The following is a 22,923-nucleotide window of genomic DNA, read 5'->3' on the forward strand; positions in this document are numbered from 1 at the left end:
ATAGCCTGAGAGTGTTCCATTTCCCCACGGAGGCCCACATGCACAACAATTCCACTGCAGTCCCGGCTGGCCCGGGGCCCGTAGCCGACAAAGACGTCGAAGCTTGGCTGCAGCCCATCCCTGAATCACAGCGCACGCGAAAGGTCTCAGGCCAGTTCTGGATCTGGGCCGGAGCCAACCTGGCGCCCATCAACTGGGTTCTGGGAGCCCTGGGCATCCACCTCGGACTCGGCTTTGCTGACACCGTCACTGTGCTGGTTTTGGGAAACCTCATCGGAATGCTGCTGTTCGGATGCTTTGTCCTCCTCGGCCAGAAGACCGGGGCAACGGGCATGGTCCTGGCCCGCGCGGCCTTTGGACGGCGCGGCAACTATCTGCCGGCCGCCATCCAGGCACTGCTCGTCATCGGCTGGTGCGCCGTGAACACCTGGATCATCCTGGACCTGGTGATGGCGCTTTTCGGCACACTCGGATGGGTGGATCCCACGGCCCACAACTACGGCTGGAAGATCGGCGTCGCCACCGCCATCATGGCCGCACAGGTGGCCATCGCCTGGTTCGGCTACAAGGCCATTGCAGCCTTTGAAAAGTGGACCGTGCCGCCGACCATCATCATCCTTGCAGTCATGTCCGCCGTGGCATGGTTCGGCATGAAGATCGACTGGGGCTATGCCGGGCCCGCCGGCAACATCCTCGAAGGTTCCGAACGGATCGCTGCAATGAGCGCCGTGATGACGGCGATCGGCATCGGCTGGGGCATCACCTGGTTCACCTATGCCGCAGACTACTCCCGCTTTGTCAGCACCGAAGTCCCCAAGCGCAAGGTCTACCTGGCTTCGGTCCTGGGCCAGTTCATCCCTGTCGTCTGGCTGGGCATCCTGGGCGCCAGCCTCGCCACCAACAGCGGCGAGATCGATCCCGGGAAACTCATCGTCCAGAACTTTGGCGTCCTGGCCCTGCCGGTTCTGCTCATGGTCCTGCACGGTCCCATCGCCACGAACATCCTGAACATTTACACCTTCTCAGTCGCCACCCAGGCCCTCGACATCTCCATCAGCCGGCACAAGCTGAACCTGTTCGTCGGCGTGTTCTCGCTCGCCGCCGTCGTCTTCTTCATCTTCCAGGAGGACTTCGCCGCGGTGCTCGATGCCTGGCTGATCGGGCTCGTTGCCTGGGTGGCTGCCTGGGGCGGTGTGATGCTGGTGCACTACTTCTGGATCGAGAAGCGCTGGCCCGGCGAGCCTGCACGGCTGTTCGACGCCGTAGGCACCAAGCGGCTCCCCGGGATCAACTGGGCCGGCGTCGTATCCCTCCTGGTCGGCATTTTCGCCACCTGGCTGTTCATGTACGGGCTCGTGCCCGCCATGCAGGGCCCGGTCGCAGTTGCCCTGGGAGGCTGGGACCTGTCCTGGCTGGCCGGCGGACTCAGCAGCGCCGCGAGCTACGCCATTCTTGGCCCCCGGATGCACCGGAAGTTTCTGGCCGGTGGCGAGTTGCTCCCCGCAGGCGTCCCTGTAGCGGCGAACAGTCCGTCCACCACCGCAGCCAGGCTCTAGAGAGGAACCGCCATGGAATTCCCCGCCTTCCCGGACTCCGCCCACCCCATTACCTGGCCCGACGGCTACCGGGCGGCCGCGTCCTTCACCTTCGATGTGGACGCCGAGTCATGCACCATTGCCCACGATCCCACCAGCACGCGCCGCATGTCCCTCATGACCCACCAGTCCTATGGGCCCAAGGTTGCGGTGCCGCGGCTGCTGCAGATCCTCCAGCGCCAGGACGTCCAGGCCACGTTCTTCATCCCAGGATTCACCGCGGAAAGCTACCCCGACGTCGTACGCCGGATCGTGGATGCGGGCCACGAGATCGCCCACCACGGCTACCTGCACGAACCGATGCAGGGCATCGACGCCGCCACCGAGGCCCGGTACATCGACCGGGGACTGGAGGCGCTGGCCGAGGTCGCGGGCGTGCGTCCGGTCGGCTACCGCGCTCCCTGGTGGGAGCTGAACTGGCACTCGCCCGCGTTGCTGGCTGACCGCGGCTTCCTGTATGACTCCAGCCTGCTCGACGGCGATGCACCCTACCGCTTCAGCGTTGCCGACGGCGATCGCCGGGATTTGGTCGAAATCCCCGTCGACTGGGCACTCGATGACTGGGAGCAGTACGCCTTCTATCCGGGAGTGACAGGCAGCGGAGTGATTGAAAGCCCGGCCAAGGTCCTGGAGATGTGGACCCTGGAGGCTGAAGCCCACCACGCCGCCGGAAGCTGCTTCGTGCTGACGAACCATCCGTTTATCTCCGGACGGCCGTCCAAGGCGGTGGCACTGGAACAGCTGATCAGCCGCGTCAAGGCCATGGACGGCATGTGGGTCACCACCCTGGCCAAGATCGCCGATCATACGCGGGACACCGTCGCGGAGGTCCATAGCCACGCCCGGATCGAGGTTCCGGCATTCCCCGACGCCGGCGCGCGCTTCACCCCGGCCCAGGTCCGCCAGCCGCAGCTGGCCGCCGACCAGTTCTGACGCTCCCTCACTTCCTGCCAATTAACGCCAGACGCTCCCTCACATGATGATCAGTTCATCAAGTGAGGGAGCGTCTGGCGTTTCGCTGGAATAGGTGAGAGAGGGTGGCTTAGACGCCGAGGGCTTCCTTCAGCGCCTGGACGTGGCCCTGGGCCTTGACCTGGTACTGGGCCAGTTTGACCTTGCCTTCGGGGTCCAGGACAACCGTGGAGCGGACGATGCCCTCGTGGACCTCACCGTCGACGAGCTTTTCACCCCAGGCGCCGTAGGCGAGGGCCACGGAGTGGTCCTCGTCGGCCAGCAGCGGGAAGGTCAGCTCGAAGTCGCCGGTGAAGTTGGCCAGCTTTTCCGGAGCGTCGGGCGAGACGCCGAGGACCTCGTAACCGGAGGCCTGCAGAGAGGCCAGGTTGTCGCGGAAGTCGCAGGCCTCGGTGGTGCAGCCGGGAGTGGCCGCCTCGGGGTAGAAGTAGACAATGACGTTCTTGCCGCGGTAGTCGGCCAGCTTGGTGTGCTTGCCTTCGGCGTCCGGCAGGGTGAAGTCAGGCGCCTGGATTCCGGGCTGGAGCTTCGTGGTCAGTTGGGTGCTCATGGCTTTTCCTTCGGATGGATCGTGCAATGTACAGCTGTGCTGTACATAACCGTGCAGTACAAAGCTGTGCTGGACATGCCTGTGCTGTAGATGAATCTGCGGTACAAGCTGGTTGGACAATAATGCTCAAGTGGATAACAGCCCAGCTAGATGCTGTATTCCGCCGGTCCGCGCACGGTTGCGGCAGGACCGGGAACGAACCGGTAGCCGCCGCCGCGGACGGTGGCGATCGCGTGGCGGCCGCCGCGCAGCTTCCGCCGCACCCGCCCGACATACACGTCGATAGAGCGGGGCGCAGCGCCGGGATTGTCGAACCGCTCGAGGAACTGCTGCAGTTCCTCCCGGCTGATCGTTCGTGAACAATTCTCCACGAGGTAGCGCAGGAGCGTGAATTCGACGCCGGTAAGTGACACAGCTTTACCGTCCAGCAGCACCTCGCCTTTGGCGAGGTCGACGGCGACCCGGCTGACGGGGCCGGGTGACGGCGGAAGGAAGGAGGCGCCGTCGTCGTCCTCGTGCGGGGAGTCCTCCGGGGAGGACGACGACGGCGCGGGAGTGCCGCCGTCGGGCCCGTCCGCTGCCTCCTCCCCAGGGGGCATCGCGGCGGGTGTGGTCCCGACGGCGGACGTTGCAGCTCCGGCGGCGGGCCAGTGGACTTCCGCCTCCGGGGCAATCTTCAGGGCGCGCGCCAGCATCAGTTCGGCGGCGTATGCCAGGACGGCATCATCGGTTTCCTGCCCTGCCCCGACGGTCACCCAAACGGCCAGTCCCCGCGCCTTAAGAGTGGGCGCGGACCGTCCCCTCGGAGCCGGCGTGTGGGCATGAACAGCCATGGCAGGACGCCTCAGACGCCGCCGCGGCGGATCAGTTTGCCGCCGGGGGTCTGTCCGTCCACCACGGCACCGCGCAGGTAGGTGCGGCGGACGACACCGGAGAGTGCCTTGCCGTCATATGGGGTGATGGGATTCTTGTGCTTCAGCTTGGAGACGTCCACCACGAAGGCCTCGTCGGGCGCGAAGATGGAGAAGTCAGCGTCGTACCCGAGGGCCAGCTGGCCCTTGTTGGAGAGGCGGGCCAGCGCGGCGGGCTTCTCGGCCATCCAGGACACCACCTGTTCCAGCGGGATGCCGCGGTGCCGCGCCTCGGTCCAGATCAGCGACAGGCCCAGCTGCAGGGATGAGACGCCGCCCCAGGCCACGGCAAAGTCGCCGTTCTCCAGGTCCTTCAGGTCCAGCGTCGACGGGGAGTGGTCCGAGACGATGCAGTCGATGGTGCCGTCCTGCAGGCCCTTCCAGAGCAGCTCGCGGTTGGAGGCCTCGCGGATGGGCGGGCAGCACTTGTACGCGGTGGCGCCGTTGGGGATTTCCTCGGCCATCAGCGTGAGGTAGTGCGGGCACGTCTCCACGGTGAGGTGGACGCCGTCGCGCCTGGCGGAGGCGATCATCGGCAGCGCGTCCGAGGAGGACAGGTGCAGGATGTGGGCGCGGGCGCCGGTCCAGCGGGCACGCTCGATGACCTCGGCAATGGCCTTGTTTTCGGCGCCGCGGGGGCGGGAGGCGAGGAACGTGGAGTACTGGTCGCCGCCCGGGTGCGGGGCATGGTCGATGGCGTGCGAGTCCTCGGCGTGGACGATCATGAGCGAGTCGAAGGACTTCAGCTCGCGCATGTCCTCCTCCATCTCGTCGGCGTCCAGGTGCGGGAACTCGTCCACACCGGAGTGCAGCAGGAAGCACTTGAAGCCGAACACGCCCTCATCGTGCAGCGGGCGCAGGTCGGCCTTGTTGCCGGGGATGGCGCCGCCCCAGAACCCGACGTCAACAAACGCCTGGTCCTCGGCGACTTCGCGCTTGAGCTTGAGGCCGTCCACGTTGGTGGTGGGCGGGATGGAGTTCAGCGGCATATCGATGATGGTGGTGACGCCGCCGGCGGCAGCGGCGCGGGTGGCGGACGCGAAGCCCTCCCACTCGGTGCGGCCGGGCTCGTTGACGTGGACGTGGGTGTCCACCAGGCCGGGGATCAGGGTTTCGTCGTCGCCGAGTTCGATCACGTCAGCGCCGGACAGGCCGTTGCCGAGAGGCTCGATCGCGACGATCTTGCCGCCGCGCACACCCACCTCGCGCGCAGCGATGCCGGCAGTGGTGAGGATGCGCTGGCCCCGGATGACCAGGTCAAAACGTTCTTCAGACATTCAGTGGCTCCTTTGTGCTGGCGTGGGCGGCGGGCGTCAGCTCCGCCAGCTCACGGCCAATGTGCTTTCCCAATTCTTCAAGCAGAGGTCCTGCCTCGGCTATGCATACTTCTACCTTGGCCTCCAGCGAGGTCAGGGGGTAGACCTGCCGGAAGCCGGATTCGCGCTGCTGCTGCGGGGTGAGGGTGGTGCGGCCGCAGACGGCCACCACCGGAACGCCGGCCGCTGCTGCGGCGCGGGCCACGCCCACGGGCGTCTTGCCCAGCAGGCTCTGCTCGTCCAGGCTGCCTTCGCCCGTGATAACGAGATCGGCGTCCTCGAGGCGGCTGGCCAGTTTGGTGAATTCGAGGACGACGTCGATGCCCGGCCTGCGCGTCGCGGCCAGGACCGCGATGGCCGCGTAGCCAACGCCGCCGGCGGCACCGGCGCCCGGCGCGCCCGCGGCTTTCACCGCGCGCGGGCCGATCTCTGCGGCGAGGACGTCCACAAAGTGGGCGAGGGCGGCGTCGAGGTCTTTGACGTCCGCCGCCGTCGCGCCTTTTTGCGGGCCGAAGATGGCGGGGGCCCCCTCCTGTCCCAGCAGCGGGTTGTCCACGTCGCTGGCGAGGACGAAGCGGGCATCGTCCAGGCGGGTGTCGAAGCCGGAGAAGTCGATGCTTGCGAGGCCGGCGAGGGCAGCGCCGCCCGGAGGCAGGTCGCTGCCGTCGGCGTCGAGGAGCCTGGCGCCGAGTCCCTGCAGGAGCCCGGCGCCGCCGTCGGTGTTGGCGCTGCCGCCGACGCCCAGAACGATCTGCCGGCATCCCGCGTCCAGGGCTGCCCGGATGAGCTCTCCGGTGCCCAGGCTGCTGGAGGTCCGGGCGGTGGCGGAATCCGGCCGCCCGGCGTTCCCGGAAGTGCCGGGCAGGACGGCCAGGCCGGAGGCAGCCGCCATCTCGATGACTGCCTCCCGCCCGCGGACTGCGAACTCTGCCGTGAGCGGCTGCCCGGTGGGGCCGCTGACCACGGCACTCCGGCGCGTGAAGCCGGAGCCGTCGGCGGCATCCAGGGTGCCTTCGCCGCCGTCGGCCACGGGGATCCGAAGGACCTCCAGGTTGTGGCCGGCGGCAGTCTGCAGCCCTTTCTCCAGGTGCCGGGCTACCTCAGGGGCCGAAAGCGAGCCCTTGAATTTATCCGGCGCGATCACAATGCGCATGGCGTTGCCTGTTTCTGTCGGGCGCTGCGGCTTAGGGCTGCAGGGCGAGGATTGCGGTGGGGGCGTCGTCGCTGGTCTCGGCCAGCTCCTCGAATTCGTTGACGGCGTTGATTTCCACGCCCATGGAGATGTTGGTGATCTTCTCCAGGATCACTTCAACCACCACCGGAACCTGGAACTCGCCCGCCAGGGCCTTGGCCTTGTCGAAGGCGGCGCCCATGTCGTTGGGGTCCTCCACCCGGATGGCCTTGCAGCCCAGGCCTTCGGCCACCTTGACGTGGTCCACGCCGTAGCCCCTTGTGCCCTCGGACAGGTCCGAGCTGTTGATGTTCTCGAACGCCAGGGACACGTTCTGTTCCATCTTGAACCCGCGCTGCGACTGGCGGATCAGGCCCAGGTAAGAGTTGTTCACCACCACGTGGATGTACGGCAGGTTGAACTGCGCGCCCACGGCCAGCTCCTCGATCATGAACTGGAAGTCGTAGTCGCCGGAGAGGGCAACCACAGTCTCGTCCGGCTTGCCGCGCACCACGCCCAGCGCCGCCGGAGCGGTCCAGCCCAGGGGACCTGCCTGGCCGGCGTTGATCCACTTGCGCGGGCCGAAGACGTGCAGCATCTGGGCGCCGGCGATCTGGGACAGGCCGATGGTGGACACGTAGGTGGTGTCCCTGCCGAAGGACCTGTTCATCTCCTCGTACACGCGCTGCGGCTTGATGGGGATGTTGTCGAAGTGGGTCTTGCGGTGCAGGGTGGCCTTGCGTCCGGCGCACTCGGCAACCCAGGCGGAGTAGTCCGGCAGGCTATTCGCGGTGCGGCGTTCGCGGGCCAGTTCCAGCAGGCCGTCCAGCGCCGCGCCGGCGTCGGAGGCGATGCCGAAGTCCGGGGAGAACACGCGGCCGATCTGGGTGGGCTCGATGTCGATGTGCACGAACTTCCGGCCCGCCATGTAGGTGTCCAGGCCGCCGGTGTGGCGGTTGGCCCAGCGGTTGCCGATGCCGATCACGAAGTCGCTGCGCAGGTAGTTCTCGTTGCCGTAGCGGTGCGAGGTCTGCAGGCCCACCATGCCGGCCATCAGCGGGTGGTCGTCCGCGATGGCGCCCCAGCCCATCAGGGTGGGGATGACGGGAACGTTCAGCAGCTCGGCCAGCTCCACCAGCTGCGCGGACGCGCCGGCGTTGATGATGCCGCCGCCGGCCACGATCAGCGGGTGCTTGGCCGAGGTCAGCATGTCCAGGGCCTTTTCCAGCTGCTTGCGTCTGGCCTTGGGCTTCTCGACGGGCAGCGGTTCGTAGGTGTCGATGTCGAATTCGATCTCGGCCATCTGCACGTCGATGGGCAGGTCCAGCAGCACGGGGCCGGGGCGGCCGGAGCGCATCAGCTGGAACGCCTTCTGGAAGGCGCCGGGAACCTGGCCGGGCTCCAGGATGGTCATGGCCATCTTGGTGACGGGCTTGGCGATGGACTCGATGTCCACGGCCTGGAAGTCTTCCTTGTGCAGCTTGGCCACGGGGGCCTGTCCGGTGATGCAGAGCATCGGGATGGAATCGGCCCACGCGGCGTACAGGCCGGTGATCATGTCGGTGCCGGCGGGGCCTGAGGTGCCGACGCAGATGCCGATGTTGCCGTCCGCGGCGCGGCTGTAGCCGTCCGCCATGTGGCTGGCGCCTTCAACGTGGCGGGCCAGCGTGTGGCGGATGCCGCCGTGGGCCCGCATGGCGGAGTAGAAGGGGTTGATTGCCGCGCCTGGCAGGCCGAACGCCTCCGTGGCGCCCTCCTTTTCCAGGATGGCGACGGCTGCGTCAACTGTGCGCATCTTCGTCATGGTGTGCTCCTTGAAAGTCTGTTTTTGGGTGTGCCGGGGGAGCCGCCGTCGTAAATTACGACGGCGGTTTCCCGGTTTTGCTTGTTATCCGGCCTGCGGCCGGGGGTGCTTTACTTGCGGCTTGGGTTATTTGCGGCCAGAGAGCTGGAGGACCTGCTTGAAGAGTCCCGAGTGGTCCAGCCCGCCGTCGCCCTGGTTGACGGTGGCGGCGACGAGCTGGGCGACGACGGCGCCGAGCGGGATGGAGACGTTGGCTTCGCGGGCGGCGGACGTGACGATGCCGAGGTCCTTGTGGTGCAGGGCGAGGCGGAAGCCGGGGTCGAAGTTGCGGTCGAGCATCTTCTGGCCCTTCTGGTCCAGGACCTTGGAGCCGGCCAGGCCGCCGCCGAGGACCTTGAGGGCTGCGTCGGTGTCCACGCCGTAGGCCTCCAGGAAAGCGATGGCCTCGCCGAGAACCTCGATGTTGACCGCGACGATCAGCTGGTTGGCAGCCTTGACGGTCTGGCCGGAGCCGGAGGGGCCGACGTGGACGATGGTCTTGCCGACTGCGTTCAGGACGTCCTGCGCAGCCTCGAAGTCGGCCGCGTCGCCGCCGACCATGATCGAGAGGACGGCGTCGATGGCGCCCTGCTCGCCGCCGGAGACCGGGGCGTCGAGGGGCCGGATGCCGGCCGCGACTGCTTCTTCGGCCAGGCGCTTGGCGACGTCGGGGCGGATGCTGGAGGCGTCGATCCAGAGGGTGCCCTGCTTGGAGTTGGCGAAGACGCCCTCGGGTCCGCTGACTACGCCTTCGACGTCGGGGGAGTCCGGCACCATGGTGATGACGACGTCGGCGTCCTTGACGGCGTCCGCGATGCTGGTGGCGCCCTTGCCGCCTTCGGAGACGAGCTTGTCGATCTTGTCCTGGCTGCGGTTGAAGCCGGTGACCGTGTGGCCGGCCTTGACGAGGTTGATGGCCATGGGCAGGCCCATGATTCCGAGTCCGATGACTGCAACGTTGCTCATTGTGTTTCCTTTACTGAAGTCTTTGTTTATTCGCGCAGGTGTGCGGGTGGGGGTTACCGGGAGGCGTGCTCGCGGATGGCCCAGGCGAAGGCCGTCTCCTGCGGTTCCTTGTATTCGAGTCCGATGTAGCCCTGGTAGCCGAGTGCGCGGCTGCGGGCGATCCACTCGCCGAGGGGAAGCTCGCCGGTTCCGGGAGCCCCGCGGCCGGGGTTGTCGGCGATCTGGATGTGGCCGAAGCTCTTGGCGTGGTTCTCGATGACGGATTCGACGTCGTCCCCGTTGACGGCGAGGTGGTAGAAGTCGGCGAGGAGCTTGATGTTGTCTACGCCGGATTCCGCCTTGACGCGGGCGATCACCTTGAGCGCGTCCTCGGCCGTGAGGAGCGGGTAACGGGGTGCGCCGCTGACGGGCTCGAGGAGGACGCTGCCGCCGATGCGCGCGACGCCCTTGGCCGCGGCGGCCAGGTTCTCGGCGCCGATGGCATCCTGCTTCTCGGGGGATTCGCCGTCGACGCGGTTGCCGTAGAGGGCGTTGAAGGCCTTGCAGCCGAGGCGCTCGCCGATGCCGGCGACAACGTCGATATTGTCCTGGAACTCGGTGGAGCGTGCGGGCCAGGAGACCAGGCCGCGGTCGCCGCCGGGCATGTTGCCGGCGTTGAAGTTCAGGCCCGTGAGCTGAACGCCGGCGTCCTTGATGGCGTTCTCGAATTCGGTGACCTGGGCGTCGGTGGGGACGGAGGTGTCGAAGGGCCACCAGAACTCGACAGCGTCAAAACCGGCTGCCTTCGCGGCGGCGGGGCGCTCGAGCAAGGGCAGCTCCGTCAGGAGGATGGAGCAGTTCACTGTGTACGTCATCGTAGGTCCTTCCGAGGAGGGGCTTTGATCTATCTTCCCTTGCTTCACTTTACCGTTTCCGCTTTGTGGAATTTAGATTCTGCTTTATGAAAAGTGTAGGGAAGGGAGGGTGTGGGAGTCAAGGGGGTGGGCTGTGGGCCTCGCTCGATTCGAGCAGTTCCGCTAGTGCCTGACGGCGGAAGGTGCTGTTTGGTCAGGAGCTCCGGTCACCTGCGCGGCACCGAAATCATCCATGCCCGCCCGCCGCCAATCCAGCCCACACAGCCTCAACAAAAGCATCCGTCTCCGCTGACCTCCGGCTCCTCAGCCACAGTGCCGACGTCCGCCACGCCAGCGGGTCACCAGCCAGCGGCCGCCATACGATGCCAGAAGGCAGCGGCGTCCACGGCTCCTCGTTGAAGTGCACGCCACGACCGGCCAGGATCAGCCCATGCGTGAAGTGCTGGTTCCGCGCATGCACGATCGCCGCCGGCAGGTACCCGGAGTCGCGGCACGTCTGAAGGAATGAGTCGTACAGGGGCGGAGCCATGTGCCGCGGGAAGATGATCAAGGGATTGCCCTGCAGATCGCGCAACTCCACAGAAGACGAAGACGCCAACGGATGCGCCTCATTCAGCACCACCCCCAACGCCTTCGAAGCCATCGGTCCCGACTCGAAACCCACGCTGCTCAAAGGGTGCCGGACCACCGCAACGTCCAGTTCGCCGTCGCGCAACCGCTCCACCTGCTCCACCGTGGTGAGCTCGTGCAGGTTCAACAGCACGTCGGGCGCCGCGTCACCAAAGGCAGCAACAATCGCCGAAAGCGCCCGCGGGTTTGTGTCCGGCGGCACCGCCACCTGCAGGATCCCCGAGGCGCCGGGGCGGATCCGCCGCATCGATTCCTGAGCCATGGCAACGTGGTCCAGCACCCCGCGCGCGTGCTCCAACAGCAGGGCGCCCGGCTCGGACAGCTCAACGCCGGTGCGCCGCCGATGAAACAGCTGCACCCCGAGCTCTTTCTCCAGGTCCTTGATCCGCTGCGACAGCGGCGGCTGGGCCATGTGCAAACGCTGCGCGGCACGGCCGAAATGAAGCTCTTCGGAGAGCACCACGAAGTACTTGAGATGGTGGATGTCCATGCCGCACCATATCAGTTTGATATCACAGCAAGTAGATTTTGATGTTAGACGGGTCACAACCGCGGATGGTCTGATGGATGAAATTCCCCCAGATCCACGGAAGGAACACAATGTCCCAGGACATCCTCTTCGAACAAACAGGCTCAACTGCCACCATCACGCTCAACCGCCCGGACAAGCTCAATGCCTGGACCGAGTCCATGCGCAGCGAACTTATCGCCCACCTCGAAGGCCTTAAAGGCAACGACGACATCCGCACAGTCATCCTCACCGGCAACGGACGGGCATTCTGTGCCGGACAGGACCTGGCCGAGACCGCGTCCATGAACCCCGAGGACCACGCGTCCGCGGAGGCCTGGATCGACGGCTTCGACCGCCTCTACCGCGCCGTCCGCAACCTCGACCAGATCACCATCGCCGCGGTCAACGGCGTCGCCGCTGGCTCCGGTTTCCAGTTCGCACTCCTCACGGACCTCCGGGTCGGCGACTCCAAAGTCCGCATGGGTCAGCCCGAAGTCCTCTCCGGCATCCCCAGCATCACCGGAATCTGGGCCATGTGGAGCATCCTTGGCAAGTCCAAGACCTCCCAGTTCGTCCTCACCGGCGAGTTGGTGGACGCTGTCGAGGCTCAACGCCTCGGCCTCCTTAACTACATGGCGGACGACGGCGGCGTGTTGGCTTACGCGAAGGACCTCGCCGCGCGCTTGAGCCTCCTTCCTCCGGGCGCGGTCCGCCTGACCAAGAACCGGTTGCGCAGCCTCGAGGACGACGATCTCAGCGACGCCATGGCAGAAGCCAAGCGCGTCCACCGTGAGGCATACGGCACCGGCGAACCGCAGCGCGAGATGGCCCGCTTCCTCGCCGGCCGCGGACGATAAGGGGTTTTGGAGACATGACTACCCTCACTGAAGATCGCTACTCCGAACTGGTTAGCAGCCACCGCTGGGAAGTGCCGGAGTTCTACAACATGGCCGTCGACGTGGCCGACCGGCACCCACGTGACAAGCGCGCACTCATTCTGGAGTCCGCCGTCGAAGGCCGACGCGAGGTGAGCTGGGGCGAAATCCAGGACCGCTCCCGGCAGATCGCTGCCACCCTGCAGGCCGCCGGCATCAAGAAGGGCGACCGCGTGGCTGTGCTCCTGCCGCAGCGCGCCGACACGCTTGCGGCCTACCTCGGTGTACTTCGTACCGGAGCCATCCTGGTCACCATGTCCCTGCTCTGGGCCGCCGAACCGATCCGCTTTCGGCTTGAGGACAGCGGCGCGTCAGTGATCATCGCCGAGGACTCTGCCCAAGGGCTGTTCGAAGGATACGACGGAACGTTCATCGACATTGACAGCCCCGCCATCGCTAAAGCCTCCACAGCGTTCGCGGACGCAGAAACAAGAGCCGACGACCCCGCACTGATTTTCTACACCTCGGGCACCACCGGCCGCGCCAAGGGAATCGTCCATGCGCACCGGACCCTCCTTGGCCACAACGAATTTGAGTACTGCCACCAAATCGGCGATGGCGACGTCTTCTACGGCGCGGGGGACTGGGCGTGGTCGCTCGCCAAGCTCATGGGCCCGCTCCGGCTCGGCGCCACGCACCTCGTCTTCCGCCCCGCCGGCGGCTTCGACCCGGCAGCTCTGCTGGACAGCATGGGCCGCAACCGCGTCACCAGCGCGCTCGTCAACCCGACGTTTCTACGCAAGATGCGTGAGGACGTCCCCGACGCCGGAACCCGATTCCCGCTGTCCCTGCGGACGGTTTGCTCCTCCAATGAGCCGCTGACGCCGGATTTGATCTCTTGGTTCCGGGAGCAGTTCGGGGTGACTGTGCTGGATTACTACGGCTCCACCGAGTCATACCCGCTCCTGGGCAACTACCCGGAAGTTCCGGTGAAGCCCGGCTCGATGGGCCGCCCGCTTCCTGGCTGGGAGGTTCGTCTGCTGGACGAGAATGAGCAGGAGGTGCCCGTTGGCGAGACGGGTGAGATTTGCCTCCGGGCCCGGTCCAACCCGCAATTCCCCTTGGGATACTGGAACATGCCAGAGGCGTCCGCTGCGGCATTCGGTGGTGGCTGGTATCACACCAAGGACCAGGCCTACGCGGACGATGACGGCTACTTCTGGTTCCTGGGGAGAACCGACGACGTCATCAAAACGTCCGGCTACCGAGTAGGGCCCTACGAGCTGGAGGCAGCCATTCGTGAACTCGATCCCGTGAGGGACGTGTCAGTAACCGGTGTGCCGGATGAGCTCCGGGGCCAGTCCATCAAGGCGTGGGTGGAACTCATGCCCGGCCACTCCGGGGGAGCGGATCTGAACGAGAAGATTGTGGCCCACGTGAAAGCGAACTTCTCCCGTTTCGCCTATCCACGGTTCATTGAATACGTCGCCGAGCTGCCGAAATCAGCTACCGGAAAAGTCCAGCGGGCCCAGCTTCGCGAACGCCCGCACACAGCCCCTTCTCCCCGTCACGAAGGATAACCCTCATGAACACCATGACGCAGCACGCAGCCGAGACTGAGTCCTCCCCTCGCAGAAACCTCAAGCGCGTAGCCTCGGCGGCCGCCATCGGCAATTTTGTGGAATGGTTCGATTCCGCGGCCTACGCCGTGATGTCGGTGACCATCGCGAAGCTCTTCTTCCCGGATTATTCGACGACGGCGTCACTGCTGGCCGTGTGGGCGATCTTCGCTGGCGGCTTCATCGCCAGGCCGCTGGGGGCGGCTTTCTTTGGACGCTACGGTGACCGGATCGGGCGGAACAAGATGCTCGGCCTGTGCGTGCTGATCATGAGCGCGGCCACGTTCTGCATCGGTATCCTGCCGACGTTCGCGGTGATCGGCATCTGGGCTCCGATCCTGTTGTTCGTCTTCCGGGCCGTCCAGGGCTTCACAACCGGAGGCGAGTACACGGGATCCTCGGCCTTCATCGTGGAGTACGCCCCCGAGGGCAAACGTGCAACGTACGCCAGCATTATTCCGGCCACGGTAGGCCTGGCCTCGGTAGCAGGCGCGCTGCTGGGCGCAGCCATCACGGCGACGCTTAGCGCCGAGGACCTGCAGGCCTGGGGCTGGCGGATTCCGTTCCTGCTGGCCGCGCCACTTGGCCTGATCGGTCTTTACATCCGCTCCAAGGTGGACGACACCCCGGTGTTCCGAGGACTGGAGAAGAAGGGCGAAGTGGCCAAGAAGCCCCTTGGCGACGCCATCCGGCTCTGCGCCCGCCAGATCTTCACCCTCTTCGGCTACAGCATCACCAACGCGATCGCGTACTACCTGATGAGCAGCTACATGATCGCCTATATGACCTCGAGCCTGCACTACTCGAGCACAGAGTCCATGATCACCAGCGTTGTGACGATGCTTGTGTACACCATGGTTTGCCCAGTGGCGGCCAGGGCGAGCGACCGCTTTGGCCGCAAGAAGATGCTGCTGGTGGCCTGTGTCGGTTTCGTGGTGATGACCATCCCTGCGTTCTCCATCATGCCGCTCGGACTCGGCTTCGCCATCTTGGGCACCAGCATTCTGGGCGCCCTGGTGGCCGTGATCGGAACGTCGAACGTGCCGGCCCTGGTTGAGATGTTCCCTTCGTCGGTGCGGGCCTCCGGGTCTGCCATCGGTTACACGCTGGCCTATGTGTTGTTCGGTGGGACGGCTCCGTTTGTGGCGACCTGGCTCGTGGCCGGGTTCGGCACGCCGTTGGCTCCCGCGTTCTACCTGATGGGAATGGCCGTTGTTTCCGCAGCGGTTGTGATCCTGTTCTTCCGGGAAACAAAGGACCTGTCCCTGTCCCGAACCTCGGTCCTGTAGGCGCCCAGCGGCGGCAGCTTGGCGCTCTTGCGGGCAGGTCTGCACCACTTTCGCGGCGGCCAGGGTCCCGAGCCCGCGGTATTCAGGGACAGGCCGGCCGAGCGGCGGGCCAAAGTGGTGCAGATCTGCCGGGGAAGTCCAAGGAAATGCGGGAAACTCCCTGTCTGTGAGGCCGCCTGGCCCGTAAAATAAAGGTGGGGCCGACGGCAGAGCCCCGGGAGCCGGGGTGCCTTCCCAAGCGCCGCCGGCCCTTCTTCATGGCGGGCTTCATGGCGCGCGCCAGATTCCGATCCGGTCACACTACAGTCACAGCCCTTCCGGCTGCGTCACGGGCGTGTGAGGATACCGGCATGAGCGAAGAGATGATGGCGGCGGCACCCTCCGGCGGTGGCGTTCCCCGAAATCGAAGGGCCGGAATATTCCATCCCGAAGGCTCCGAGGCCACGCGGAAGTTGCGCGAGCAGGCCCGGCGGCGGCGGGAAGCAGAGGCGAAACTGCAGCTGCACCTGATGCAAACCCACAAGAAGCGGACCGGATCACCCGATCCTGTGGTCTGATAGCCACTACACCAAGCCACCGAAACAGCGGTCATTCAGGCGCAGCGAGGCGCCTGGGTGGCCGCTGTTCGGTTCAGCAGACAAAGTCATTCAACGCGCTGCACCCGCACTGCAGGTTGCCGCCTCAGGAGGTGCCCCGCCAGGAGCCGTTCCGTCAGGAAGCAATCAGCTCCTGTGCCCTGCGCAGGTGCCAGGCCATGTCCGCGGCCCAGTCCGATGCCCGGTCGTTGAAGGGCTCCAAACAGCGCGTAAACAGCCGAACTGCCGCCCACGCGTTCACGTCCCTCTGGCTGAATCGGCCACCGGCCCCGGCGTAACCCTCAGCCAGTCCGGCGGTGGTTGGGCCGCCTGCGCACGGCCCTGCGGCGAGCGGCTGGCCCGCTTCTTCCGCTGCTGCAAACGATCCCAGGTCGGCTTCGGGTGCACCGGCGTGCGCCCGGCCGAAGTCGAGGATGCGGACCTCAGGGCCGTGGACCAGTACCTGTTCGGGGGAGAAATCGCCGTGCACCAGGACGGGCTCCCGGGATCCGGACGACGCGGGCAGCATCCGGAGCGCGGCCTCCAGGCGCCGCGCTGGCTCCTCCAGCCCGGGGACCAGCGAGGCGACCATGGAGCGGACTTCAGCAAGCCGGTTCGAAAGTGCGGATGTTCGGGAAGACCCGCCGCTGCCGGGATCCGCCGGCGGGGGCATGGCGTGGACCCGTGCGAGGGCTTCACCCGCGCGCCGGGCTCCGCCGCCCTCGTCGAGCCCCGCCAGGTCGCCGCCGCCCCAGGCTGCGCAGGCGCTGATTCCATGCTTCGCACATTCAGAATTGCCCAGCTGCGGCAGGACCGGCACCCCGTACAGATGCAGGGTTTCGTGGAATTGCCGGTGCCCGGTATCGAGCGGCTTCGCGGAAGCCTTGACCACGAGGGGCGCCCCGGCGTTGGGAAGCAGCAGCACCAGGCAGCGCCCGGGCTTGTAACGCAGCACGGAACTGGAGCCCGCGAGGAGGCTGGTCCCCGAGGGAAGGCGGAGGCCGAGGCGCTCCGGGCCATGCTCGCGTAGCCAGGCAAGATTTTCCTGCAGCGCCCAGTCGTCCTCGACGCCGCCCACGGCCACCATGGCGTCCGGCAGCTTCGGGTCGGGATGAAGGATGCGGACATCCCCGCCAAGTGTTCTGGATGCTTCTTCGCGCCTGCGGAGCTTGCCGTTCTCTTTGGCAGCCCGTGTCAGGGCCCAGCCATAGTTGAAACTTCCGTTCCGGGTACGGCGGAAGGCCACCAGCAGCGACGTCCGCGGGCTGTAGCGGACCCTCGTAACGTGCACGGATTCGCCGAGGAGATCGGACAGGCGGTGGTTGTCCAGCAGATAGGGCAGACAGGGGAGGGCAGTGTCACGGAGGGCGAGGGACCGGTCAGGGTGCCAGTGTCTGGACTCCGCTGTTGTCATGGGGTCTGGGCCTTCCGGGACGTTCCAATGCATTCAACGGAGACCGCTGAGTGACAACCATTAAGGAGCCCGGGCGGCGGAAAAGCAAGGGACGACGGCGGGAGGTCCCGCCGTCGTCCCCTCAATTCAATTGGGCTGCTAGTGCTGTCCCAGCGTCCCGCCTACGGGCGGAATGGTGCCGGGGCCGCGATCGGCGGCCTCGTCGCGGTCGGCCGCGCTCAGCGTGTCACTGGCCGCGGTTTTGTCCGAGTCGCCCTGGTCGTCAATGAGGTCATTGGTCTGGTCAAAGGGATGAGCGATGGCGTCGTCGGGCAGGGCCGACCCGCCGGCAGTGGCCCCGGCTGCCCCGGTTCCCGCGGTTGCTCCGGGAATGTCCGCTGTCCCGGTGGTGCCAGCCCCAGTGGTGTCTGCCGTGTTCGTGTATGCCGGTGCCACCGCCGGCGTGGCGGTGTCTCCGGCCACCGGCACTGTAGTGCCGGTATCGGACTCGCCGCTGCGGGTTGCGGCGACCGCTCCGGCCGCTGCTGCTGCGGCTACCCCGACTCCGGCGGCGAGCTTGCCGGATACGCCGGCCTTGCCGCTGTCTCCGCGTGACTCCGCCGCCTGTTCGACTCCGGGTGTCCCCACGGCAGCGCCCTCGTTCACGGAGCCGCGCCAGGCGCCGCTGGCATACCGTTCGTCCTCGATGAATTCCTTGAACTTCTGGAGGTCGGACTCGGCCTGGCGTTCCACCACGTTCAGCTTGTCACCGACCTTCTCCACCAGCCCCTCGGGCTCGTAGTCGATGAAGAGCTGCACAGAGGTCTGCCCGCCGCCGACGTCTTCGAATTCGACCGATCCGGCGTTCGTGGCGCCCTCGGTGGCGGCCCAGGCAACTTTGCGGTCAGGGATCTGCTCCAGGATTTTGGCTTCCCATTTCCGTTTGACGCCGGCGATCTCGGCGACCCATTCAAGGCGGTCGTCACTGAGCTGCGTCACGCTCTTCACCCCGCCCATGAAGTGCGGAAAATCCTCGAACTGCGTCCACTGGTTGTAGGCCGTGCTTACCGGTACGTTGACCAGAATTCGTTTTTCTACCCTCGTGCTCACAGTGTCTCCTTCGTCGACTTTTGGAACAGGCCATGACGAACAAAACCTAATTCGTCAGCATGCTTACCATATCGGGTTGAGTCGCGGGATGGCCAGAGTCGGGGCGGTTCCGGCGGGCGCCGGGAATGGAGGCTGCGGGAGTGCAGGGATGGGATGGGGAAGTTGAGCGGGGGCCCCAGCGCGAGTCTGTTGGCTCGAGCGCGGGGGCTCCCTGGGCTCTCCGTTCTGGGGGAACCGGAGAGCTTGGAATCAATGTACCGCCGGAAATTGCCGATTCGGCGGTCTTGGTGAGTTCTTGATTAAACCTTGAGTCTTGCCGCGCTGATGCGGGCTTTTTCCGCTTCAGCGAGGGTGTGCCTCAGGTCCGCAAGGACCTGGTGCTCCGGCGCGCCGGCATCGACAACTGTAAAGCCGGTGAACTCCGGAAGTGCGCGGTAGGCGTCACGGAGTGCCGTCAGGTCGGCAAGGGATTCCTCGTCCGTGCCGCGCGCCACGATTCTGTCATGGGCCTGCTGCGGGTCGATGTCGAGGTGGATAACGACGTCGGGAGCCGGAAGTTTTCGAAGGAGCCAGGGGAGGGCGCGTCCCCGCGGCAGCCCCTTGGCCTCACGGAGTGCCAGCTGGCAGTGAAGGTGCCGGTCCATCACCACCAGCCCTTGGAACCGGCTGGCCCGGGCGTGGGAGACCAGCACGTTGGCCGAGCGGATGGTGGATTCAACAGCGTCGGCCAGCCGTGGCGGAAGTCGGACCCCCAGCCCGGCTGAGAGCAGCGACATCCTGCGCCGTCCGGCGTAGTTGCTAAGAAGCAGGGCTTCCCTGCCTTCAGCCAGCGCGGCGGATGCCAGGGCGCGGGCGGCCGTCGTCTTTCCCGAGCCGTCGATTCCCGTCAGCACAATCAGCAAGTAGTCCTCCTTCCGTTTTCGTTACCAGTCCCAACGACGGGTGCCCTTTGACCGTCCCGGCGTGAGGGGGCATCACTCGAGCCTATGCCGTGCTGTCCACAAAAGAAGAGGCCGACGGCGGCGCTTACGGGGCCGCCGTCGTCCTCCGTAGTCCTGCCTCCAGCTCCATTGGGCTAGCCGCGGCGGGTGTAGCTGCCTTCGGTTTCGTCCAGGTGAGGGGTGTGAAGCGTGACGTAGCGGCCCTGGACCTTCTCGCCGTTTCCGGAGTGGCCGCCCGGCGTCGTTACGTACGTTCCCTCGGTGCGGGAAATTTCGTTCCGGGCGGCGGGCAGGGTCACGTAGCTGCCGCCCCGGGGTGCAGTGTGGTGTGCCGGACGCGTGGTGGTCCCGGCCTTCTGGTGCGCGAATCGCTCGGTCTGCGAAGTCATCGTGTTCTCCTGATGGGTCGCGGGATGGGTGGGGCCGTTCCGGTTTAGTGCCGCGTCGCTCGACGGGAGAGTTGCGTTCAAGCGGCGCATCCAGGCGGTGCCCGGTTGCGGCAATGTGGTGTCGCGGGGCAACCGTGCGGCACTCAAAGGGCTCCGGCTGCCTGCTTTAACGCTACCTACTTATTCTGACTGAATCAAAATAAGGTGGGCGAACTCACTGTAGGGACTTTGACCTGTTCCATTACGCGGTTAAACGATTCCGCATTGCGGATTTAGCTTTCCGGAAACATCCGCTCTCTAGCGTTGCCGGTGACCAACAACGGCGACACGTTCCGCCCCTGACCGACAGGCATCCACGATGAACCCCTCCTCCCTAGCCGCTTCTCCGCCGGACAAGACGCCCACCGCCGCGAGCACTATGGCCGGGAATCCCGCCAGAAAGCCCTTCCATAAGCAGCTGTTCTTCCAGATCCTCGTGGCGGTGCTCCTGGGCATCGTGATCGGGCACTTCTGGCCGGACCTCGGCTCCAGCCTGCGGCCTTTGGGGGACGGGTTCATCCAGCTGATCAAGATGATCATTGCGCCGCTGATCTTCCTCGTCATCGTCACGGGCATTTCGGCCGTGGGCGACGTCAAGGCAGTGGGCCGGGTGGGCGTGAAAGCCCTGCTGTACTTTACGGGAGCCACTCTGTTTGCCTTGGTCTTCGGGCTAGTCGTGGGCAACGTGATCCAGCCGGGGGCGGGCCTGAACATCGATCCGGCGACGCTCTCGCAGGACGCGCTGGATGCCAAGACGGGCACTGCCCCGCCCAAGGATGCAGGGCAGTTCCTGCTGGGCGTCATACCCACCAGCGTGGTGGGTGCCTTCGCGTCCAACAGCCTGCTTCAGGTGCTGTGCTTTTCGGTGTTCTTCGGGGCCGCCATCGCAGTGGTGGGCCGTGAGCGGTGCCTGCCCGTGGTGACTCTGCTGGAGACTGTGCTGGAGCTCTTCTTCAAGATCATGGGCTGGGTGATGCGCGTGGCCCCCATCGGCGCGTTCGGTGCCATGGCCTTCATCATCGGGCAGTACGGCTTGGATTCGCTGGGCACTTACGCGGTGCTGATAGCGGCCTGCTACGGCGCGGCGCTCGTATTCATCGCGCTCCTGTTCTTCGTCGCCTGGGTCTATCCGCGCGTTCCGCTGTGGCAGTTCGTCCGGTACTCGCGGGAGGAATTTCTGCTGGCACTCGGAACTGCCTCCACCGAATCCGTGCTGCCGCGCATCATGACCAAACTGACGAACGCCGGCTGTTCCCGTGCCACAACCGGGCTGGTGGTGCCCACCGGGTATTCGTTTAACCTGGACGGCGCTGCGCTCTACCTCTCGATCTCCCTGCTCTTCCTTGCCCAGGCCTTCGGCCACAGCCTTGACCTCGGGCAGCAGCTCGCTGCCCTGGGCATCCTGATGCTGACATCGAAGGGAATGGCCGGGGTGCCTGGCTCCGCATTCCTGGCGCTCTCGGCGACGGCTGGGGCGCTGGGCATCTTCCCGGTGGCCGGCGTGGCCCTCCTGCTGGGCGCCGACCGCGTCATGGATTCCATGCGCGTCGTGGTGAACCTGCTGGGCAACTGCGTCGCCACCTTCGTGGTTGCGAAGTGGGAGGGCCAGTTCGACCGGGAGGCGATGCTGGCCGCTTTCAGCGGGGAAAGCACGACGGCGGGCGGCCCGCCGGAGTCTCCCGCCGCCGTCGGACTTTCCACTGCTGCTGACGACGACGGCCCGGCCGCTGCTGATGCGCCCGACGGCGTGCAGCCGGCAGGCCTCCGCTAGCTCTTCCGGACGGGCGTCAACCGATCCGCTCGGCCAGGGCCACAATGATTCCTTCCGGTCCGCGCACGTAGGCCATGCGCCAGACGTCCTCGTATTGACCGACGCCGCCAATCAGGCCGTAACCGTCGACGGCCAGCCGTTCGACGGCTGCTTGAAGGTCGTCCACCTCGAATGCCACGTTGCGCAGCCCCAGTTCGGTGGACATCGGGGCGGAAGACCCGGGCTGGTGGTCGGGGTGGATGAAGCTTGACAGTTCCACGCCGGCGCCTCCGTCGGGCGCCCGCAGCATGACGATCTCGCTGCGGGAGTCGGGGATGCCGATAACGGTGTCCACGAACTCGCCCTCCATGAACATCCGGCCTTCGACCTCGAGACCCAGACTGACAAAGAACGCCAGTGCCCTGTCGAGGTCGGCAACGGTGATGCCGACGTGGTCGAAGCGTCGCACATGTGGCATGGGTGCAGTCTCCAGTTCTGGCGACGCCTGCATCGACGTCGGTCTAGGGACGGTCGTGGCAGCCGCCCATTCCGAATGGCTTAGCGGTCCTCAGCCTACCCGCCTGACCTGGCCGCTCCACTAGGCTGGCAGGGAGAATATCCACTCGGCAGCCGCATCCACGGACACCGCCATGGACGCGGCTGCCACCGAGCCGACGGAGCTGTTGGAGACCCATGACCCGGAAGATTACTGTGAGCCTGCCGGACGCGGCACTGCGTGAGTACCTGAAGCCGCATGCTGACGTCACGGTGCTGGAGTGGGACTTCGCGAGCGAGCCGCCGCAGCAGCGCATCGACATCGTGGTCCCGCCCTACCAGGGCGGGGCACAGGTGCTTCGCAGGCTTGAAGACGTGGAAACGGCCCTGGTGCAGAGCCAGTCGATCGGGTACGACGGCGTGGCGGATTCACTGCCCGCCGGGAGGGTCTTCGCCAATGCGGCCGGAGTCCACGAGACCTCCACCGCGGAGCTTGTCCTTGCCATGATGCTGGCGAGCCAGCGCGAGTTCCCGCGGCTCCTGCGCAACCAGCAGGAGGGCTTCTGGGAGACCAGGCCAACCGCCAGCCTGGCTGACAGCCGGGTCCTGATTGTGGGCTACGGGGGCGTGGGCAAGGCGATCGAGCAGCGGCTCGTTCCGTTCGAAACCAGCGTCACCAGGGTGGCCAGCCAGGCGCGGACGGATGAACGGGGAGAGGTGCACGGCATCGACGAACTGCCGGCGCTGCTGCCGGAGCACGACATCGTGGTGGTGGGGGTCCCGCTGAGCGACGGCACGCGGCACCTCGTCGACGACGCCTTCCTTGAGGCCATGCCCGACGGCGCGCTGCTCGTCAACGTGGCCCGCGGAGCGGTGGCCGACACCGACGCCATTGTCCGCCACACCTCCGCCGGGCGGATACGCGCCGCCCTGGACGTCACCGACCCGGAGCCCCTGCCCCGGGACCACCCGCTGTGGTCGACGCCCGGCGTCATCATCACCCCGCACGTGGGCGGCGCCAGCGCCGCGATGCCTCCCCGGATGGGACGGCTGCTGCAGCGGCAGATCGACCTCATGCTGGCAGGGCAGCCGCCGGCCAACGTGGTGCTGGGCGGCTGATCCGCGGCCG

Annotated in this window: 21 protein-coding genes; 8 read left to right on the top strand and 13 right to left on the bottom strand. The window is 66.2% G+C overall.

The genetic code is table 11. From position 1 onward, the window contains the following. The first annotated feature begins 38 nt into the window (after positions 1–38). Together AC6CH3_RS18915 and AC6CH3_RS18920 are read left to right on the top strand one after the other, a co-directional pair. Entirely contained in the window at positions 39–1,556 is a 1,518-nt protein-coding gene (locus tag AC6CH3_RS18915) for a purine-cytosine permease family protein (RefSeq protein WP_498133882.1), read from the top strand. Between the two features lie 12 nt (positions 1,557–1,568). Beyond that, positions 1,569–2,528 (top strand): polysaccharide deacetylase family protein, encoded by a 960-nt coding sequence (locus AC6CH3_RS18920; protein ID WP_498133883.1) that lies wholly within the window; start codon positions 1,569–1,571, stop codon positions 2,526–2,528. Between the two features lie 109 nt (positions 2,529–2,637). On the opposite strand, the gene bcp is transcribed toward AC6CH3_RS18920, so the two are convergent. From bcp to AC6CH3_RS18960, 8 genes are all read right to left on the bottom strand, one after another. Further along, entirely contained in the window at positions 2,638–3,117 is a 480-nt protein-coding gene (gene bcp, locus AC6CH3_RS18925) for a thioredoxin-dependent thiol peroxidase (RefSeq protein WP_498133884.1), read from the bottom strand. Between the two features lie 146 nt (positions 3,118–3,263). Beyond that, positions 3,264–3,950, bottom strand: a complete 687-nt coding sequence (locus AC6CH3_RS18930) for a winged helix-turn-helix domain-containing protein (RefSeq protein WP_498133885.1) — start codon at positions 3,948–3,950, stop codon at positions 3,264–3,266. Positions 3,951–3,961: 11 nt separating this feature from the next. Beyond that, on the bottom strand, positions 3,962–5,305 hold the full coding sequence (gene allB, locus AC6CH3_RS18935) for an allantoinase AllB (protein ID WP_498133886.1): 1,344 nt from the start codon (positions 5,303–5,305) through the stop codon (positions 3,962–3,964). Then, a complete protein-coding gene (locus AC6CH3_RS18940; protein WP_498133887.1) occupies positions 5,298–6,497 on the bottom strand; it encodes a glycerate kinase in 1,200 nt (399 codons plus the stop codon). The genes allB and AC6CH3_RS18940 overlap by 8 nt, the downstream gene beginning before the upstream one ends. A 31-nt stretch (positions 6,498–6,528) precedes the next feature. Continuing rightward, complete coding sequence (gene gcl / locus AC6CH3_RS18945) at positions 6,529–8,319, bottom strand: glyoxylate carboligase (RefSeq protein WP_498133888.1); 1,791 nt, start codon at positions 8,317–8,319, stop codon at positions 6,529–6,531. A gap of 126 nt (positions 8,320–8,445) precedes the next feature. Further along, positions 8,446–9,324, bottom strand: coding sequence for a 2-hydroxy-3-oxopropionate reductase (locus tag AC6CH3_RS18950; RefSeq protein WP_498133889.1), 879 nt, complete (start codon positions 9,322–9,324; stop codon positions 8,446–8,448). 53 nt (positions 9,325–9,377) lie between these two features. After that, a complete protein-coding gene (locus tag AC6CH3_RS18955; RefSeq protein WP_498133890.1) occupies positions 9,378–10,178 on the bottom strand; it encodes a hydroxypyruvate isomerase family protein in 801 nt (266 codons plus the stop codon). Positions 10,179–10,404: 226 nt separating this feature from the next. Beyond that, positions 10,405–11,298 carry a LysR family transcriptional regulator gene (locus tag AC6CH3_RS18960; protein WP_498133891.1) on the bottom strand — a complete coding sequence of 298 codons (894 nt, stop codon included), beginning with the start codon at positions 11,296–11,298 and terminating at the stop codon, positions 10,405–10,407. 110 nt (positions 11,299–11,408) lie between these two features. Here AC6CH3_RS18960 and AC6CH3_RS18965 point away from each other — a divergent pair, with 110 nt between their 5' ends. The 4 genes from AC6CH3_RS18965 to AC6CH3_RS18980 all read left to right on the top strand — a co-directional run bounded on the left by AC6CH3_RS18965 (position 11,409) and on the right by AC6CH3_RS18980 (position 15,659). After that, positions 11,409–12,176, top strand: a complete 768-nt coding sequence (locus AC6CH3_RS18965) for an enoyl-CoA hydratase/isomerase family protein (RefSeq protein WP_498133892.1) — start codon at positions 11,409–11,411, stop codon at positions 12,174–12,176. 14 nt (positions 12,177–12,190) lie between these two features. Next, positions 12,191–13,774, top strand: a complete 1,584-nt coding sequence (locus tag AC6CH3_RS18970; RefSeq protein WP_498133893.1) for an acetate--CoA ligase — start codon at positions 12,191–12,193, stop codon at positions 13,772–13,774. 5 nt (positions 13,775–13,779) lie between these two features. After that, positions 13,780–15,102: an MFS transporter gene (locus AC6CH3_RS18975; RefSeq protein WP_498133894.1), complete on the top strand. Its 1,323-nt coding sequence runs from the start codon at positions 13,780–13,782 to the stop codon at positions 15,100–15,102. 350 nt (positions 15,103–15,452) lie between these two features. Beyond that, positions 15,453–15,659, top strand: coding sequence for a hypothetical protein (locus AC6CH3_RS18980; RefSeq protein WP_498133895.1), 207 nt, complete (start codon positions 15,453–15,455; stop codon positions 15,657–15,659). 154 nt (positions 15,660–15,813) lie between these two features. Here the strand turns inward: AC6CH3_RS18980 and AC6CH3_RS18985 are convergent, their stop codons facing one another. From AC6CH3_RS18985 to AC6CH3_RS19000, 4 genes are all read right to left on the bottom strand, one after another. After that, positions 15,814–17,091, bottom strand: a complete 1,278-nt coding sequence (locus AC6CH3_RS18985; RefSeq protein ID WP_498133896.1) for a phosphotransferase family protein — start codon at positions 17,089–17,091, stop codon at positions 15,814–15,816. Positions 17,092–17,229: 138 nt separating this feature from the next. Beyond that, positions 17,230–18,180 (bottom strand): SRPBCC family protein, encoded by a 951-nt coding sequence (locus AC6CH3_RS18990; protein WP_498133897.1) that lies wholly within the window; start codon positions 18,178–18,180, stop codon positions 17,230–17,232. A 299-nt stretch (positions 18,181–18,479) separates the two neighbouring features. Then, complete coding sequence (locus AC6CH3_RS18995) at positions 18,480–19,082, bottom strand: dTMP kinase (RefSeq protein ID WP_498133898.1); 603 nt, start codon at positions 19,080–19,082, stop codon at positions 18,480–18,482. Between the two features lie 173 nt (positions 19,083–19,255). After that, the gene (locus tag AC6CH3_RS19000; protein ID WP_498133899.1) at positions 19,256–19,510 is read right to left on the bottom strand and encodes a hypothetical protein; all 255 of its coding nucleotides are present in this window, start codon (positions 19,508–19,510) and stop codon (positions 19,256–19,258) included. A gap of 418 nt (positions 19,511–19,928) precedes the next feature. Here AC6CH3_RS19000 and AC6CH3_RS19005 point away from each other — a divergent pair, with 418 nt between their 5' ends. Then, positions 19,929–21,320, top strand: coding sequence for a cation:dicarboxylate symporter family transporter (locus AC6CH3_RS19005; protein ID WP_498133929.1), 1,392 nt, complete (start codon positions 19,929–19,931; stop codon positions 21,318–21,320). A 16-nt stretch (positions 21,321–21,336) separates the two neighbouring features. Here the strand turns inward: AC6CH3_RS19005 and AC6CH3_RS19010 are convergent, their stop codons facing one another. Beyond that, positions 21,337–21,777 (bottom strand): VOC family protein, encoded by a 441-nt coding sequence (locus tag AC6CH3_RS19010; RefSeq protein WP_498133900.1) that lies wholly within the window; start codon positions 21,775–21,777, stop codon positions 21,337–21,339. 215 nt (positions 21,778–21,992) lie between these two features. Between AC6CH3_RS19010 and AC6CH3_RS19015 the strand changes: the two genes are divergently transcribed. Further along, positions 21,993–22,913 carry a 2-hydroxyacid dehydrogenase gene (locus AC6CH3_RS19015; RefSeq protein WP_498133901.1) on the top strand — a complete coding sequence of 307 codons (921 nt, stop codon included), beginning with the start codon at positions 21,993–21,995 and terminating at the stop codon, positions 22,911–22,913. Positions 22,914–22,923 lie beyond the last annotated feature (10 nt).

The organism is Arthrobacter sp. GQ119 (assembly GCF_059759125.1).

Coding starts and splice junctions, on each gene's coding strand:
- AC6CH3_RS18915 (WP_498133882.1), top strand. CDS start 39: ATGCACAACAATTCCACTGCAGTCCCGGCTGGCCCGGGGCCCGTAGCC.
- AC6CH3_RS18920 (WP_498133883.1), top strand. CDS start 1,569: ATGGAATTCCCCGCCTTCCCGGACTCCGCCCACCCCATTACCTGGCCC.
- bcp (WP_498133884.1), bottom strand. CDS start 3,117: ATGAGCACCCAACTGACCACGAAGCTCCAGCCCGGAATCCAGGCGCCT.
- AC6CH3_RS18930 (WP_498133885.1), bottom strand. CDS start 3,950: ATGGCTGTTCATGCCCACACGCCGGCTCCGAGGGGACGGTCCGCGCCC.
- allB (WP_498133886.1), bottom strand. CDS start 5,305: ATGTCTGAAGAACGTTTTGACCTGGTCATCCGGGGCCAGCGCATCCTC.
- AC6CH3_RS18940 (WP_498133887.1), bottom strand. CDS start 6,497: ATGCGCATTGTGATCGCGCCGGATAAATTCAAGGGCTCGCTTTCGGCC.
- gcl (WP_498133888.1), bottom strand. CDS start 8,319: ATGACGAAGATGCGCACAGTTGACGCAGCCGTCGCCATCCTGGAAAAG.
- AC6CH3_RS18950 (WP_498133889.1), bottom strand. CDS start 9,324: ATGAGCAACGTTGCAGTCATCGGACTCGGAATCATGGGCCTGCCCATG.
- AC6CH3_RS18955 (WP_498133890.1), bottom strand. CDS start 10,178: ATGACGTACACAGTGAACTGCTCCATCCTCCTGACGGAGCTGCCCTTG.
- AC6CH3_RS18960 (WP_498133891.1), bottom strand. CDS start 11,298: ATGGACATCCACCATCTCAAGTACTTCGTGGTGCTCTCCGAAGAGCTT.
- AC6CH3_RS18965 (WP_498133892.1), top strand. CDS start 11,409: ATGTCCCAGGACATCCTCTTCGAACAAACAGGCTCAACTGCCACCATC.
- AC6CH3_RS18970 (WP_498133893.1), top strand. CDS start 12,191: ATGACTACCCTCACTGAAGATCGCTACTCCGAACTGGTTAGCAGCCAC.
- AC6CH3_RS18975 (WP_498133894.1), top strand. CDS start 13,780: ATGAACACCATGACGCAGCACGCAGCCGAGACTGAGTCCTCCCCTCGC.
- AC6CH3_RS18980 (WP_498133895.1), top strand. CDS start 15,453: ATGAGCGAAGAGATGATGGCGGCGGCACCCTCCGGCGGTGGCGTTCCC.
- AC6CH3_RS18985 (WP_498133896.1), bottom strand. CDS start 17,091: ATGACAACAGCGGAGTCCAGACACTGGCACCCTGACCGGTCCCTCGCC.
- AC6CH3_RS19000 (WP_498133899.1), bottom strand. CDS start 19,510: ATGACTTCGCAGACCGAGCGATTCGCGCACCAGAAGGCCGGGACCACC.
- AC6CH3_RS19005 (WP_498133929.1), top strand. CDS start 19,929: ATGGCCGGGAATCCCGCCAGAAAGCCCTTCCATAAGCAGCTGTTCTTC.
- AC6CH3_RS19010 (WP_498133900.1), bottom strand. CDS start 21,777: ATGCCACATGTGCGACGCTTCGACCACGTCGGCATCACCGTTGCCGAC.
- AC6CH3_RS19015 (WP_498133901.1), top strand. CDS start 21,993: ATGACCCGGAAGATTACTGTGAGCCTGCCGGACGCGGCACTGCGTGAG.